This is a genomic window from Camelimonas fluminis (assembly GCF_014656355.1).
Classification (GTDB): domain Bacteria; phylum Pseudomonadota; class Alphaproteobacteria; order Rhizobiales; family Beijerinckiaceae; genus Camelimonas; species Camelimonas fluminis.
In genome coordinates this window covers 20,024-35,053 of the sequence record NZ_BNCG01000007.1, presented here as the reverse complement: position 1 = coordinate 35,053, position 15,030 = coordinate 20,024, and the positions used below count along the sequence as shown (strand labels likewise).

At 62.1% G+C, this 15,030-nt stretch carries 14 protein-coding genes; 2 read left to right on the top strand and 12 right to left on the bottom strand.

The window, feature by feature from the left end; translation table 11 throughout:
* Nucleotides 1-169: 169 nt before the first annotated feature.
* A complete protein-coding gene (locus tag IE243_RS10105) occupies nt 170-1,219 on the bottom strand; it encodes a hypothetical protein (protein WP_191319243.1) in 1,050 nt (349 codons plus the stop codon).
* Between the two features lie 142 nt (nt 1,220-1,361).
* Between IE243_RS10105 and IE243_RS10100 the strand changes: the two genes are divergently transcribed.
* Nucleotides 1,362-1,637, top strand: a complete 276-nt coding sequence (locus tag IE243_RS10100) for a hypothetical protein (protein ID WP_191319242.1) — start codon at nt 1,362-1,364, stop codon at nt 1,635-1,637.
* A gap of 215 nt (nt 1,638-1,852) precedes the next feature.
* Here IE243_RS10100 and IE243_RS10095 read toward each other — a convergent pair whose 3' ends face one another.
* The 11 genes from IE243_RS10095 to IE243_RS10045 all read right to left on the bottom strand — a co-directional run bounded on the left by IE243_RS10095 (nt 1,853) and on the right by IE243_RS10045 (nt 13,168).
* Entirely contained in the window at nt 1,853-3,073 is a 1,221-nt protein-coding gene (locus IE243_RS10095; RefSeq protein WP_244643046.1) for an ABC transporter substrate-binding protein, read from the bottom strand.
* Between the two features lie 79 nt (nt 3,074-3,152).
* Nucleotides 3,153-3,305, bottom strand: a complete 153-nt coding sequence (locus tag IE243_RS10090) for a hypothetical protein (RefSeq protein ID WP_191319241.1) — start codon at nt 3,303-3,305, stop codon at nt 3,153-3,155.
* 43 nt (nt 3,306-3,348) lie between these two features.
* Nucleotides 3,349-4,803, bottom strand: coding sequence for an MFS transporter (locus tag IE243_RS10085; protein ID WP_191319240.1), 1,455 nt, complete (start codon nt 4,801-4,803; stop codon nt 3,349-3,351).
* Nucleotides 4,804-5,055: 252 nt separating this feature from the next.
* On the bottom strand, nt 5,056-5,679 hold the full coding sequence (locus tag IE243_RS10080) for a YdeI/OmpD-associated family protein (RefSeq protein WP_308432033.1): 624 nt from the start codon (nt 5,677-5,679) through the stop codon (nt 5,056-5,058).
* Between the two features lie 279 nt (nt 5,680-5,958).
* Nucleotides 5,959-6,999, bottom strand: coding sequence for a GDP-mannose 4,6-dehydratase (gmd, locus tag IE243_RS10075; RefSeq protein ID WP_191319239.1), 1,041 nt, complete (start codon nt 6,997-6,999; stop codon nt 5,959-5,961).
* Nucleotides 6,932-8,140, bottom strand: a complete 1,209-nt coding sequence (locus IE243_RS10070; RefSeq protein WP_191319238.1) for a glycosyltransferase — start codon at nt 8,138-8,140, stop codon at nt 6,932-6,934. The genes gmd and IE243_RS10070 overlap by 68 nt, the downstream gene beginning before the upstream one ends.
* 312 nt (nt 8,141-8,452) lie before the next feature.
* A complete protein-coding gene (locus tag IE243_RS10065; protein ID WP_191319237.1) occupies nt 8,453-9,673 on the bottom strand; it encodes an FAD-dependent oxidoreductase in 1,221 nt (406 codons plus the stop codon).
* Between the two features lie 467 nt (nt 9,674-10,140).
* The gene (locus IE243_RS10060; RefSeq protein WP_191319236.1) at nt 10,141-10,680 is read right to left on the bottom strand and encodes an HdeA/HdeB family chaperone; all 540 of its coding nucleotides are present in this window, start codon (nt 10,678-10,680) and stop codon (nt 10,141-10,143) included.
* Between the two features lie 172 nt (nt 10,681-10,852).
* Nucleotides 10,853-11,155 carry a hypothetical protein gene (locus IE243_RS10055; protein WP_191319235.1) on the bottom strand — a complete coding sequence of 101 codons (303 nt, stop codon included), beginning with the start codon at nt 11,153-11,155 and terminating at the stop codon, nt 10,853-10,855.
* Between the two features lie 301 nt (nt 11,156-11,456).
* Entirely contained in the window at nt 11,457-11,939 is a 483-nt protein-coding gene (locus IE243_RS10050) for a hypothetical protein (RefSeq protein WP_191319234.1), read from the bottom strand.
* A gap of 158 nt (nt 11,940-12,097) precedes the next feature.
* Nucleotides 12,098-13,168: a helix-turn-helix transcriptional regulator gene (locus tag IE243_RS10045; protein ID WP_244643044.1), complete on the bottom strand. Its 1,071-nt coding sequence runs from the start codon at nt 13,166-13,168 to the stop codon at nt 12,098-12,100.
* A 472-nt stretch (nt 13,169-13,640) separates the two neighbouring features.
* On the opposite strand from IE243_RS10045, the gene IE243_RS10040 reads away from it, so the two are divergent.
* On the top strand, nt 13,641-14,750 hold the full coding sequence (locus IE243_RS10040; protein ID WP_191319233.1) for an HlyD family secretion protein: 1,110 nt from the start codon (nt 13,641-13,643) through the stop codon (nt 14,748-14,750).
* Nucleotides 14,751-15,030: the final 280 nt, after the last annotated feature.

Below are 15,030 nucleotides of genomic sequence, written 5' to 3'. Positions count from 1 at the left end.
CATTTCCGGTGAACCGGACTTCACCAGAAATACCCTGACCGGACGCCGGCGCCCTTGATCGTCGGGCATGAACCGGGCGGGTATGGGCTTCGGGAAACCCCCGCTCAAAACAGCATCGCGCCCCCGGAGGGCGCCGCGCCCGGCGCCGTCCGGGTCTGTGCGAAGATCCTTATCGAAAGCGCCAGGCCCAATGCGCGTCGCCATGGTCGCGCCGCTCGATCACCTCCATGCGCATGAAGCGGTCATGCGCCAGGCCTGCGCCCACCCAGAGCTCGTTCCAGGCGTCGAATACACGCGGCGACAGATTCGTTCGCTCAGCCATCAGCCGCCATGACGTCTGGCGGACGATGATGGCGTCGCCTTCACGACTGAGCCCGGCGTCGTCGCCCTGTCCCCTGGCCAGCCGGACAAAGGCGGCGGCAAAGCCCTCCTTGCCAGGCGCGACGTCGCCCAGCAGGGCCGCGACGTCATCGAATGTGTGCATGCCGATGAGCCGGGCGGCTGCCCCGGCGAGATGGCCGCCCCGCTCGGGACCGAGCGCCGCCACGGCCTCGGGAATGATCGAGGTGATATATTCCATTGCATAATTGCGCAGGGTCTTCTGAAGCCGTTCTTCAGGCCAGTCCCCCTCAGGCAGGCGTGGCGCCGCCGCCGGGTCAAACGCCGGGCAACGTTCGCCCGGTGAGAACTGCAGCCGTTCTTCCGGCGCAAGCTCCCGGTCCCACTCCTTGTAGTAGCCCTCAAGCCCTGGTTGCCCGTCGACTGTCTGCCCGGTGCAGACAAAGCCGATCCTCGGGTTGCCGAGAACGACGCCGTTGTTGGCGTGCCAGCCCCACAGCATGGCGCGCGACACTTCGGACGGGACGCCGCATATGGCCGTGCCTGACCAGATCCATCGCGGCGGGGGATAGCGCACCCACGCCTTCTGGTCGTTTTCGTAGACGTACTCGACCTTTACCCCGCCGACCTGATTGGAAAGATAGTGATACTGGGCGCAGGCCACGGCATGGGGAAGCGCGTCCAGGCCAAGCTTTTTGAGGCCTGGCAGGAAACGGGCTTGTTGCTGGCGGCGGAAGGTCCGGAAAACAACCTCGGCGGCAAGCCGGGGCCCAGCCTGCGTCACCAGTTGGAGGATCATTCCCGTCAGGCAGGCATGATAAATCAGCTCGATGGCGCGAAACGCCGCGACGTCGGGCGTCGGTCGGGTGATGTTGCTCAATGTTGGCGCTCCCGTATGGGCTTGGGCGAATTTTCGACATCGTTCGGCGGGGAAACGGCGACCGTTCTGGTCATGTGCCGCGCCGCACGCCGGACAAACCGGCTCCGTGGTGAACTCCAGTCAACAGATTACGGGGGCTCACATGATCAGTTCCGCAACCACCGCAACAGCTGTCATCGCCGCGGCCATCGCCATGGCGTCCACCTCCGCCAGCGCCCGCGACCGAGGGTACGGCGCCCAGGATTACAACGCCAAATTCCGCGAACACGTCGCCCCCCAGGTCAATGGCTACGGCAGCTATGTCGATGGTCACTACCGCACCAGTCAGGATGCATTCCGGACAGGGGCTGGACGGGCCGGGGGCAACGTTCAGCTGGAGAACGGCGTGCAGTTCAACTGGAATACAAACTCCCGGTAAGGAGAGGCGTGGCCCCGCCGGTCAGGCTGGCTTCGCCAGCGGGCCGGTTGGCGTCAAAACCTGGCGCGTCTGGCGCGTTGGGTTTCGACGCAGGGGATTTGGAGTCAAACCCTGGCGGCGCATGGCGTTTCCTGAAACGTCATGCGCGCGCTGGATTGAACCTGGCTGGATTGAGCCTGGCAGGTCGCGGATGCGTCAGCATCGTCGCAGCCTGGTCAGTCGACGAATTCCCAGCCCCTTCCATTGAACTTTTGCAGCTTCATGTAGGTAATGACCGCATGGTTGTCGGGCGTGGTGTTGATCCGTCCCTCCGGGAGCAGGAAGGGATTCTGGTAGTCCTTGATATTTGACGCCTGCTTCATGATGTTTTCGCGCGTCAGGTTGTCGCCAGCCATTCTCAGGACGTGCTCCAGCGCCATGGCGTAGGAAATGCCGGATGAGTACATCGAGTCGGTCGCATCGGCGCCCGGCATGTTGTCCTTCATCCAGGTGAAGTACCACTGCACAACGGGGTCGCTCTTCCATTGCGGATCGTCCGGATCCTTGCGGAATCCGGCTGTCAGGACGCCCGCCGACCGTTCCAGGCCCGCTGGCTTGAATGTCGAACCGATCGAAGCGGAGCCGAGATGCAGGAATGTCATCGGCTTCCAGTTCAGATCGGACCGCTTGATCAGCGCCTGCGCGCACTGTTTCGCGTAGGCGAACAGGAACAGCACATCGACGTTGGCGTTTTTGAGGATGACCATCTGGCTGTCGATGGTCGGGTCCGACGCCTGGAAGCTCTGGGCGCTGACAATCATCTTGCCAGCCTTGTCTCCGAGGCCGTCTTTCAGCCCGCTGAGCAGATCCTTGCCGAAATCATCGTGCTGGTACAGCACGCCAATCCTGGCGTCGGGTTTCGTTCGCAGAATATATTTGGCGTAAAAGGCGGCCTCATCATGCAGGCTTGGCTGCCAGCCCATGACATAAGGATAGTTTTTCGGATCGTTGAACGCGGATGAACCTGCGGCGATAAACAGGAGCGGGACTTTTTTGGCGTTCAGATAGGGGCGGATCGCCATGTTGATCGGCGTGCCGAGATTGCCAAAGATCACCGCCACGTCATCGTTCTCGACAAGGGCGCGAACGTTCTCGACGGCTTTCGGAGTCTGGTAGGAGTCGTCGCGGCTGATGAAGGTGATTTTCCGGCCGTTCACGCCGCCCTTGTTTTCGTTGAGCCACTTGAAATAGGCCGCTTCGGCCTGACCGAGGCGGCCATAAGCCGAGGCCGGGCCGCTGTGGGCGATGGTCTGGCCAACCTTGATTTCTGTCGCCGACGTTCCTGGACCATATTTGGCGTCCGCGAGCGCGTGGCCAGCGGTGAGCATGGCGCCGGCGAGCGCGGCGAGGCCAAGCCATGTCCGCGCGCTCCGCGCATAACCCGACATGCGAAACATGCGTTTACTCCCTTTCTGGCGATTCCTTTGACAGGTTCGCGATATTTTTCATTATGAGACGGCAAGAATTCCCGTCCTGTCAATTCACGGCGCACTTGAAGCGCTGCCGATCAACCTGACCCGGAGACGGCTCCGGGGCGCTCTGCTTGAGCGAGTTCTGATCGAGCTGCTGGCGCCGGCAGGTCGACATGCGCTTTGATGGCGACGCCTGCTTCGTGACTGCGCCGTACATCACCTCCCGCCGTTTCCGGCGGAGGCGATTTTCTTGGCGATGCTCACGAACGCTTGCGGGGGAACATGAGCGGCAGAACAAGGATACAAAGCGCCATGGCCAGCACCGGATAGGCGGTGGCCAGACCGAAGGCGACGGCCGGGCCTGAAGCCTCGCCGGCATGACGGGCCAGCATTCCGAAGTACAAAAGCCCCGCAATGGCGACGCCAAAGGCGCCGCCCACCTGCTGGGCCGTGGACACCACGCCTGACGCCGACCCCGCTTTTTCCGGCGGCACATTGGCCAGCACCACATTCAACATCAGCGGCATGAAGAGCCCCTGGCCGCAATTGACGACCACGAGGCCAAGCCCCAGCCAACCGGCTGGTATCGCTGGCGTCGCCTGGGCGATCACGATGCACAGCAGATAGCCGGTAATGGCGAGCACGGCGCCGATCAGCATGGTGACGCGCACGCCAATACGGGGCGCCAGACGGTCGCACAGCATGGAGGCGAAGATGAACGAGACGCCAGCCGGCGCGATGATGAGCGCAGCGTGGAGCGCCGAATAACCGAGGCCGACCTGAAGATACATGGCCTGGACGAACGGCATCGAGACGATCGTCGAGTGCAGGAGAAAGGCGACAATGACGCCGCCAGCAACAGGCCCACGGGCGAACAGCCGCAGATCGACCAGCGGGTCCTGGCCGGATCGCGCTTTCCCCAGCTGATCGCGCACGAACAGAACGAATACCGGCGCCGCCAGCAGGGGCAGGATGGGCAGCCACGCCGGCCAGCCCAGCGCCCGCCCTTCCACCAGGGGGAACAGGATCAACGCAAAGCCGGCGGCTGATAGCGCCACGCCCACCAGATCAAGACGCGCCCTGCCAGGCGCGCGACTTTCCGGAATGACGCGCGGCCCCAGCACGCAAGCTGCAAGGCCGATCGGAATGCAGAGAAGGAACACCCAACGCCAGGCGAGATCATAGATATTGGCGCTGATCAGCAGCCCGCCCAGCAACTGCGCCATGGTGCCCGACAGGCCAAGCGTCACGCCGAAAGCGGAGAGATTGCGCGCCCGGGCGGCGTCGCTTCCGGACGCCACGCGAATGATCGACAGCACCTGGGGGAAAAGCAGCGCGGCCGAAAGACCGGCGGCGACGCGCGCGGCGATAATCATCGTCAGTGACGACGCCAGCGCGCAGGCCAGCGACGCCAGGGTAAAGCCGCCCATGCCAATGACGAACAGCCGGCGACGACCATACAGGTCGCCAAGGCGTCCGCCGGTGATCAGGGCCAGGCCATAAGCCAGGCCGTAATAGGCGATGATCGAGGAGACGGCGGGACTGGCGCCGAATTCCGCCTGAATGCTCGGAATGGCGATAGAAACGATGATGCCGCTCATCACCGACAGGAACGCCCCGGTCAGCAGCGTGACCAGCCCAATTCCCTGCAGTTCCGGTTGCGCGGCGGCCGTGCTCACGGGCGTCGCCATGTCCGATGCGCTGCTGTTCAGCATATGTCCTCCCGCCTCGGATCACAGCATCAATACGATGGTGTCGTCAGGCAAGGTGCGCTGGACGCATAACGCCCGTCCACAAACGCACGGCCGGCGTTCGGGCTGTTCCAGGGAGGGATGTGCGGCGGACAGGCGCGGCGCGGATTTGTCGGGTTTGTGGCGTCGCGGGTGGGGCAAGGAAGATCAGGGCAGGGTGGGCAAAGTCATTGCCCTTACCGGACAAATGCGCCCGCCGGCGGCGCGGGCCGGCGATCAACGCTCTGTCGCGCCCTTGCCAGCCAGGATCTTGTGACGAAAGCCGGCGATGCGCCGCAATCTCGTTTCCGTCTGCTTTGCGGCGTTCAGGTTAAGGACATAGCTGTTCTGACGGCCTGGGGTCAGAACATGAAATGCTTCTGCAAGCGCGGGATCGGCGTCCAGCGCTTCCGACAGTTCTTCGGGCAGGTCGTAGCTGGCGGTAACCCTGGCAGGCTTTACGCCCGCTTCCGCATAGCCGCTCGCCTCGCGCAGGTAAGAGCGGATGACTGGCTCCAGCCTGGCCACGTCATCATTGGAGGTGAAGCGGATCATGTCCGGCGATCTGGCGTTTGGTCCCTGACGCTCCAGCACGGCCTCAGGGTCTGTCATCAGGGCGGCGTTGAAAAAGCTCAGCCGGAAGTCATTGCGAAAGGCGCCAATGATCGCGATGTTGCGCCGCCCGTGCATGTAGCAGGGATGAGCCCACTTCACGACCTCCGTCAGCCCTGCGTCGCGGCAGACGGCGCGCAGTTTGTGAAGGCCAGCCTCCCACGGACGCGTCGAACAGTCCGGCGTGTCGAAGCGATTGCAACGCCCGCATCCCCTGGTGAAGAAATCCTCAATGTCGACAATCATCATGTCGGGCAATTCAGCGCTCGAATGAGGGACAGCATGCCGGAGAATAGCATCGATGTTTGCCGGAATGGAAGCTGGCGCCTGTCCGGGTCGCTTGTCCATGCCGCCGTCCAGGCGCCGGCGATCGGCGCCGGCAGCTTCAATCTGGCGGATGATCGTGGCCAACCGGAGCCTGGATCAGTCAGGGCATTTCGGGGAAAACCCGTTCATCTGGAATGCCCATCTCTTCAGGATGAAGCATTTTCTTCACGACACGTGGGCTCCACTTTCCTCGACAGCGCGTTAGCTGGCGCGCCGCCGTCCCTGGTCCTCGCGGACAAGATCGGCTTCCACCATCATTCGGGAGAGCTGGGCCACCGTGGTTGTCGGCCGCCAGCCCAACCGTTGCGTCGCCCTGGCAGGGCTGCCCAGCAGCAGGTCGACCTCGGAGGGGCGGCGGAACGCGGGATCAACCTGGACGAGGGGACGTCCCGTTTCGGAGCACCGGCCCACTTCGTCGTCGCCGCTCCCGCTCCAGTTCAGGGTAATGTCCGCCGCAGCAAAGCATTGCGTGGCGAACTCACGCACGGTTGTGGCCACGCCCGTGGCAAGAATGAAGGTATCCGGCTCATCGGCCTGCAACATCCGCCACATGCCGTCGACGAACTCCCCGGCAAAGCCCCAGTCCCGTTTTGCGTCCAGGTTTCCGAGCATCAGGCAGTCCTGCAGCCCAAGGCGGATCCGGGCCGCGCCAAGGCTGATCTTTCGGGTCACAAACTCAGCGCCGCGCAGGGGCGATTCATGGTTGAACAGAATGCCTGAGCTGGCAAATATGCCGTAGGATTCACGGTAGTTCACCGCAGACCAGTGACCGAACAGCTTGGCGACCCCGTAGGGGCTTCTGGGATAGAACGGCGTTGCCTCCGTCTGGGGCATGCCTTGCACCTTCCCAAACATTTCAGCTGATGACGCCTGGTAAACCCGGATTGCCGGGTTCACAATGCGGACTGCTTCAAGCAGTTGCAGCGCGCCGACGGCTGATATCTGCGCCGTCAGCGTGGGTTCCTTGAATGAAACGGCCACGAAACTTTGTCCGGCCAGATTGTAGACCTCGTCCGGCTCGGCGAGCGTGAGCGCGCGAATGTTGGAGCCAAGATCCGTCAGGTCATGCTCGATGAACGAGAAATTGTCGTGTCCCTCGACACCCAGCTGAGCAAGTCGCCAAAAATTTTGCGTGCTTGTTCTTCTGTGTCCGCCGAAGACCCGATATCCCTTGTCAAGCAGATGCCTGGTCAGATAGGCCCCATCCTGCCCCGTTACTCCTGTCACGAAGGCGCGCTTCATCGTCCACCCCTTCCTGTCCGGCTGTATCCGCGCCGCCATGCGCCCGCCACCTGGCCAGAACCAGATCCCTGAACTGACGCCGGAAGCGATCAATGGAAAATTTTTCCGCATGCTGACGGAGCGTTTGCGGATCGAACGTGATTGTGGAAGCTTCAAACCTGGCGATGACATCGCATACGGCCTGCGCGCTCTGCTCCCAGAAATGAAAGCCGGTGACGCCATCAATGACAGTCTCGGAAGCGCCGCCCCGGCCGAAGGCCAGAACGGGGGTGCCGCATGCCTGGGCCTCCAGCGGCGTGATGCCAAAGTCTTCTTCCGCCATGAAGATAAAGGCCCGGGCTTCCTGCATGTGCTTCAGAAGCACATCGTCCGGCTGGTAGCCAAGAACTGACACATTGGGGCCGGCCGCCTTCAGGGCGTCCCTGTATTGCGGGCCGTCGCCGATCACAACCAGCTTTTTGTCAGGCATGCGCCTGAAGGCTTCAACGATCAGCGGAATTTTCTTGTAAGGCACCATCCGTGAAGAGGTGAAATAGTAATCCGCCTTCGTTCCCCCAATCTGGAAATAGTCCGTATCAACCCCCGGATAGATGACGTCGGACGTGCGGCGGTAAGCTTTGCGGATGCGCCGTCCAATATATTCGGAACAGGCAATAAAGTGATCAACGCCGTTTGCCGTGCGGGTGTCCCAGATGCGGGCCCTGTGCAGCACGGCTCTGGCGACAAGCGCGCTCGGCCGCCCCTCAAAGTGCTGTTCACGCAGGTATTGGTGCTGCAGATCCCACGCATACCGCATCGGCGTATAGCAGTAACATATGTGCAGCTGGTCCGGGCCGGTGATCACCCCCTTGGCGACCGAATGGCTGTTGGAGATAATGACATCATAGCCCGACATGTCGAATTGCTCGACGGCTACCCACATCAATGGGAAAAAATATCTGTAAATACTGGATAAATATTTAAATCTCTGAAGAAAACTGGTGCGAAAAGATTTGCCCATATAGTGGGACTTGAACCCGTCCTTGCTGAAGTCGACCAGGCAAAACAGGTCGGCCTCCGGAAACTCCTTCAGCATTTCCGACAGAACTTTCTCGGAACCGGCATAGGTTACGAGCCATTCATGAACAATGGCCACCCGCATCTCAAGCTCCCTCGAATAACCAGAGTGCAGGATGGGTCCTGTTTGGAAGTATCGGATCGTCACGCCATTGGGCGGCTATTGGAAGTTATCCGTTTGGCCGGCTTTGATCCAGAATCTACCACTTTAGGTGGAAGTGCTGTCGAGGCCATGCATCGCAGCGACACGGGCAAGCAAACGAACGACGGCCGTTGCGACGCATGTCCGGCATTCTGCTCTTTGCCTGGGGCTGACGTAGCGTTCGTGTCCTGGGGGCCGCGCCGTTTCACGGCGACCGCCGCATCGGGCCTTGTGTTTCAGGGCGGCGGCAGGTGGTTATCGGTCCGCCGGCGGCGCGCTGCCCGTCAGGACATGTTCGCGGCGGACGCCAAGACCCATGAGCCACGCCGGCAGCGCCTGCAACGCCGGCACAGCCTGGAGCAGACGGACGAAAACGGGGGCGCGGGGCGCTTTCTCCCGCATGGCGGCGCCGATCACGTTGTGGTGGATCAGGCGCTGTATGGTCTGGATCACCCTGACGGGCAGCATCCGGCGCTTCTGCACCTTGTGCAGCAATGGATCCGGATCGTCGCCGCGCGCCAGCGGCGCCGCGAGGATATTCGCCGCGGCGACAGCGTCCTGAATGGCGAGATTGATGCCGACGCCGCCGACAGGGGACATCGCGTGCGCCGCATCGCCGATGGCCAGCAGACCGGGGCGGTCCCAGCGGGTAAGGCGGTCCAGCGAAACGGTCAGGAGCTTCACATCGTCCCAGCTGGAAATGGCGTCGACATGTCCGGCAAGAGGCGGGGCGGTCGCCGCTACCTCCGCCCTGAAGCGCTCCAGGCCAGCGGCCCGCACCCGGTCCGCCGCTCCCTTTTCAATGACGCGCGCGCACTGGAAATAGTCGCCCCGATCGATGGTGACGACCATCTCGCCTCGGTCAATGTAGCCCTGGGTGCGATTGTCGGGAGTGCGGGGTTTGGGCGCGCGGAACCAGAGCACGTCGATCGGCGCGCCCAGATCCTGTCGCGGCAGTTCGCCAGCCTCGCGCAGCATGGAGCTGCGTCCGTCGGCGGCGATCACCAGCGCCGCCTCCAGGATCTCTCCATCGGCCAGCCGGACGCCCTCGATCCGCGTCGCGCCTGCGACCAGCCCGACCGCCTCCGCTTCCATGCGCAGGGTAAAGTTGGGCAGTTGTTGCGCCTCTCCGGCGACGAAATCGAGGAAGTCCCATTGCGGCATCATGGCGATGAAGCGCGCGGGACCAGGCAGCCGGCGGAAATCGGCGATCCGGTATTCCCGGCCGCCAATAATGGCGCCAATGGACTCGACCTTGTCGTGTTTGCGCGCGAGCAGCGCATCCAGGAGGCCCAGTTCGCTGAAGATGTCCAGCGTGGAAGGGTGCACGGTGTCGCCCCGGAAATCCCTGAGAAAGTCCCGGTGCTTTTCCAGCACGACAGTGCGAACGCCCATGCGCGCGAACAACAGCCCGGCCATCATGCCGGCCGGGCCGCCCCCAACAATCATGACCGGGCGATTGGAGCAGGCGACCATGGCGTCAATCCATGCTTCTGGCGTCAAGCCGACAAACGTGCAGCGGACCGAATTTGACGTCGGGAGGTGATTTCACGTCACGCCGGGCACAAATGTCAAATCTTCAGGCCCGGCCTGACATGCCCCATGGGTCTACCCGATGCGCGACGGTCTTCTGACCGGGCGCGCCCCAGGCAGACCGGCGGCATGGAGATTGTCGCGGGACCAGACAAAAAGCTGGGCTGGACGGCTGGCGTGCTGGTCCGGCGACAGGCGGTTCAGGTTTTTGTCGGAAGGCAATGGCCGCGGCGATGTTCCGGTTGCTGCATTGTGCGCCGGAACACGGTCCCACGCTTTGAAGAAACGGGGTCTTCTGTCAATGGAGCGAGGACTGACCAAGGCTTCGCCCGGGTTGACCGGCCGGATGCAAAAGTTGAGGGCGCGCGCGGATGAGGCGCGCGCCATTTTGGCGATCAGCTGCGCGGGGGTCAGCGCCAGTTTTGCTTGACGGTATCCATCAGGCTCTTGCTCTTGTGCGCCTTGCAGTGCTCGACAACCTTCTCCAGATTGCGCTTGGCATAGCGCTCATCCACATTGGTCAGGTTCTTGGTGGACATGAACCAGCCGCCCATCCAGGAGGAGATCAGCAACTGATCGTCCGGGCTGGCGCCAAGGTATTCGCCGCAGGTGATCTGGGCGGCGTTGATGTCCGCCGGGCCACCCTTCGCCGTGGTTCCTTCCTGAATGGCGCCCTGGATTCGGCCCATCACGTTGCCCGACTTGTTCCAGCTGCACCAGTCCTTGATGGTGGCGACATTCTTGCGGTGCGCTTCCAGATTGATGACGGTGTTGCCGCTGCGCTGGTTGAACCAGCCGCTCATCCACGCAGCTGCGCTCTGCGCGGCGGCCGGATCCATTGCGTTGTAGTCGGTGCAGGTCACCTTGGACATGTCATAGGTAACCTGGGCCTGGGCCGGCGCGCCCAAGGCTGCAATGCCAAGCAGCGCCAGCAGAAGGGTCTTCTTCATGTCTACTCTCTCCCTACGTTGAAACAGATTTTGCGATACAGGTCGCGAGACAGTTCCGGACCGGGAGGCGCCTGCCCTGGACGCCCCTGAGCCGGGCCAAAGCCCCACAACTTCAAATGCCAGACCCGGTGGGAGGGCCTGGGCAATCAGGAGAACCGGGCGAATTGCCGGTTCAGCGCTTGAACCGGATCACGACGCCATCGGCGCCGAGCGCCAGCTGGATGCCCTGGCGGCGGGTGGCAAGGCGCAGGGTGACGCCCTTGTTATTGCGCAGCCACAGGCGGCCGCGTCCGGCGTCGCCAATAGCCCAGCCTTCGCGAAGCTGGACGTAAGGGCCAGCCAGATCCTCGATCCTGCGCAGGCCGTACACGGATCCGGTCGCCGAGAGCTTCGACGCGCCGAAGCCGCCGACGCCGAGACCTCCCACGGTGATAGGGTAGGCGAGGCCGCGATACGTGACGTAGCCGCCGCCCAACTGCCCCGAGAAATGAAGGCGACCTGGATCTCTTCTATGCTGATCGACGCATTGGCCGGTCCCAGCGACGACATCTGGGCGGATGCCGGAGCTCCCATGAACAGTCCCGCGGCAAGCGCAAGCATCATGGTCTTGTATCTTGGTGTCATCACATGTCCTTGGAACTTGCCGACGGCCAACGGGCGTTAACGGTGAGCAGGGAATGGCGGGATCAGGAAAACAGGACCGGTGTAAAAACGGGCGCTTGTGACGTCAAAATTCATTGAAGGGCGACAATGACCGTCGCGTGACTGTTGGACCGTCAAACCTTTCCGGTCTGCATGTTGACGTCCCGCCGGCCCTGTGACGGCCATACGGCCTGGAACATGGCGAACATGAACGCGGTTGTAAGTCCAAACAGCATCAAGCCGGCCAGCGACTGCAGCACGGCCATCATTTGCCAGCGTTCAGGCAGCGACAGGTTGCCGGGCTCGAAGCCGGTCATGGCGCCGAGCGAATAAAGCATGGCGGTTTTGGCGTCGGGAAGGGCGCCCAGGGACAGATAGGCCAGCGCCCAGGTGACCGCCTCAACGCCATGTAACGCAACGATCAGGATCACCGTGGCGTTCATGATCATGGCGAACCGCATCATGTACCTGCGGCTGCGGTCCATGGCCTGCAGCATGGATGTAAAGCCATCATAAATACATGCAAGGCCAAACACATGAATGATCACGTTCAGCAGGATGAGCGGCAAACTCCAGGCCCAGTCGACGCTCCACGGCGTCTCTTCCAGAGAAATCATCTTGTCGCCCTGTCCCGGTCAATGCACCGGCGTTTCCTTGCCGCGACGCCAGCCATCATTGGCGCCCGAGCCTGATTTCAAGCACGCATAGCAGGATCGTTTCCTCAAAAATTGCCTTTTCGCGCCAAATTCGATCGCCTTTATTCAGGCGTGAATGTTCAGACCTCTGTCAGCCGTGTCTGCCTCCGGAACTGTCGCGGCGTGACGCCCGTCATCCGGCGGAATGCACGGGTGAAGTGCGCATGATCGGAGTAACCGGAAGACAGCGCGATATCGATAACCTTGACCTGGGTGTCGCGCAGTAACCGGCTTGCGTTCTCATAGCGCGCAGCATCGACCAGATCAGAGTAGCTGATGCCGGCCGTGGCGAGCTTGCGCTGGAAGCTGCGGCTGCTGAGACCGGCGATCTCGGCGGCTTCGCCCAGGCTGGGCGGACCCTGATCCAGATAGGCGGGCAACATCCGCTTCAGCGACATGATCATTTCATGGCTGGCAGGATCGTCTTCATGCGTGTTTTCGGCCGGCGGCGGAACTTCGCCCGGGCTGGGCAGGCTGAGATACGACATCGGCACATCAATCCAGGATGCGGGTTGACCGGACAGGAAGCGGGAATTGGGCCAGAGCGCCCGGGTTTCGCGGCCCGGCGTGTAACCGGATTCAAAGGCGATCGTCGTCGGATGCCAGCGCGCGCCGACGTAATGTCTGACGATATGTATCGGGAAGATAAGCTGAAGCCATTGCGAATGCTCAAGATTCGGCAGGCCTGTGGTCCCGGTGAGCCGATTGCAGATCCTGATATGGTCGCCGTGGGGCTCCAGCCAGACGCGAAGATTGGTGTCTTCATATGACGCCAGTTTGCAAACCTGCTGCAGGGCGGCGAACAGGGTTGGCGCATGGGCAAGCGCGGAGAGCATCCTGGGGCTCAGGTGGCAAAGCTCCATCTGGCGGGCAGCCAGGAAGCCAATATCCGGAATCCCCTGGGCCCGTTGGGCGACCTCGACAAACTGGATTGTCGGCAGAATTGGGATAAAGAGATGGGCCTTCTCCACCACAGAGGTGGGCAGACAAAACTTGTCCAGCAAACCTTCGGTAGGCGCGCCAGTTTCGTTGAGAACTTCAATGAAAGGGATCAGGAATTGACAACGCGTCAATGGAATCCCGCCCATTTGAAGCTCCAACGCTATAGATAATACATTTTTACTGCCAGTAACTGCTTCGGGTTTGGCCAATGTCCACGACGTCCGGGGCCGGACGCACATTGATCGCCTGATCCGCCCATAAATCTGTATTGGGCAACGACAGGCCGCCATTCCGTTAGCTCGTTGCTTGGAGTTTCTCCATCTGGCGCGATTTGGCAAGAGATTTTGATGAAGACGCCTGTCAGCAACTTCGACCATCAAATGCTTGTGAAGGGGCGGCCTCCGTTCCCTGCGAACACCAGGATAATCGCCTTCTTTTTGAGCACGGACTGGCAAGGGGGCACGGAAGATGGCGATGCGTTGGGATGACGCCGGAGATCGCTCCCCTTTGGCGCAAAGTGGCAAGTTTCAGTCCATGTATCCGCTATTGGATGCTTTCCAGACTGCCCGCCCAGGATCATGCCCGGCCAGGGATCACGCGCCCGGATCCAACGTCTTGCGCCCGGGCCGCATGGCGCCGTGGAGAACGGGCGTGGGCTATACGCGTTGAAAGAGCTGGACAATGGTTATCATCCTTATCTGCTACCTTGTTCTGGCGTGGCTGCTTTTTGCGCGCCTCAAGTTCATACGCCTGACCTGGTTGAGTGGTGCGCTCGCCACATTGGCGGGCGTGCTGATCCTCGCCGTTTTCGCGGGGCTGCTGAATTCGCTGACGCCGACGGGCCGTATCGTGGTGGGCGCGCGCGTGGTCGAGGTCACGCCGAATGTGAGCGGCGAGATCATCGCCATTCCGGTCAGGCCCAATGCTCCCGTCAGAGCGGGCGACGTGCTGTTCCAGATTGATCCGGCGCCTTTTCAATACAGGGTTCGCCAGCTTGAAGCGGCGCTGGTCGGGGCCAGACAGCAGGCCGATATCCTGCAGACCAATCTTGATCAGGCGAACGCCAATGTCGCGGGCCTCGAAAAGCAGGTGGCCTTTCACCAGCAACGCCTCGCCGACATTGCCCGGCTGACGCAGGGCGGGGCGTCGACGCAATTTCGCGAGGCTGGCTCCCAGGACCAGTTCGACATCGCCTTCGCGCAATTGCAGGCCGCCAAAGCGCAACAGCGCGGCGCGCGCGCCGCCCTCGACTCTTCAATTAACGGCGTTAACACCAGCGTGCTGCAGAGCCGCGCGCAACTTGACGATGCGAAATGGGAGCTGGAGCAAACCACCGTCAGGGCGCCGTCTGACGGCTACGCCAGCACGGTGGCGCTGACGGTGGGCTCGCGCGCGCTCAAAATGCATTCGGCCATGTCGTTCATCGTCGCCTCAGAGCTCACCATCATCGGCACGTTTTCCCAGAACGGGTTCAATACCATCCAGCCGGGAGCCAGGGTGCGGCTGTTCTTCGACGTGAACCCGGGTCGGGTTCATGAGGCGACGATCGTCGATATCCCGCGTGGCGTTGGCCAGGGCGAGATTGCGGTGTCCGGAACGCTGGCGCGGGTTGGATCGATTGGTGGAACCAGCGCCTATCCCGCCGTCATTGCGCTGCCGCTGGATGCGCCTCGCAACGCCCTGCGTCCCGGGACATCGGGAACCGCCACCGTCTTTGCCCCAAATGCAGGCGCCATTGGGCTGATCGCGCGTGTTCTCCTGTTCATCCAGGCATGGGCCGCCTACCTTTGAGAGCCGGTCCGGGCATGCCAGGCGGGAGGATCTCACGGCTTTGTCAGCCCCGCGGCGTCGCCAGTCTTGCCCGTATCCAGGTCACGTCCATATCGGGGGATGCTGTCGGCGACTGCGTCCGGGCGCGGCGTCAAAATTCACGCCGGATCGCGGCAACAGAACACCCAGCCAGACTTGTCCGCGCCGCCCCAAAATTTCTGGGGCAAGCGCCGGGAGCGGCGATAGCTGGCGCGAAATGGCAAGATTTCGGCGGCGACAGGTATGAAATGCACGAGGATTG

Bases quoted from the DNA above. Each gene is read 5' to 3' on its own strand.
- IE243_RS10095 (WP_244643046.1), bottom strand. From the start codon at position 3,073: ATGTTTCGCATGTCGGGTTATGCGCGGAGCGCGCGGACATGGCTTGGC.
- IE243_RS10050 (WP_191319234.1), bottom strand. From the start codon at position 11,939: ATGATTTCTCTGGAAGAGACGCCGTGGAGCGTCGACTGGGCCTGGAGT.
- IE243_RS10080 (WP_308432033.1), bottom strand. From the start codon at position 5,679: ATGATGATTGTCGACATTGAGGATTTCTTCACCAGGGGATGCGGGCGT.
- IE243_RS10040 (WP_191319233.1), top strand. From the start codon at position 13,641: ATGGTTATCATCCTTATCTGCTACCTTGTTCTGGCGTGGCTGCTTTTT.
- gmd (WP_191319239.1), bottom strand. From the start codon at position 6,999: ATGAAGCGCGCCTTCGTGACAGGAGTAACGGGGCAGGATGGGGCCTAT.
- IE243_RS10100 (WP_191319242.1), top strand. From the start codon at position 1,362: ATGATCAGTTCCGCAACCACCGCAACAGCTGTCATCGCCGCGGCCATC.
- IE243_RS10060 (WP_191319236.1), bottom strand. From the start codon at position 10,680: ATGAAGAAGACCCTTCTGCTGGCGCTGCTTGGCATTGCAGCCTTGGGC.
- IE243_RS10090 (WP_191319241.1), bottom strand. From the start codon at position 3,305: ATGTACGGCGCAGTCACGAAGCAGGCGTCGCCATCAAAGCGCATGTCG.
- IE243_RS10085 (WP_191319240.1), bottom strand. From the start codon at position 4,803: ATGCTGAACAGCAGCGCATCGGACATGGCGACGCCCGTGAGCACGGCC.
- IE243_RS10065 (WP_191319237.1), bottom strand. From the start codon at position 9,673: ATGGTCGCCTGCTCCAATCGCCCGGTCATGATTGTTGGGGGCGGCCCG.
- IE243_RS10070 (WP_191319238.1), bottom strand. From the start codon at position 8,140: ATGCGGGTGGCCATTGTTCATGAATGGCTCGTAACCTATGCCGGTTCC.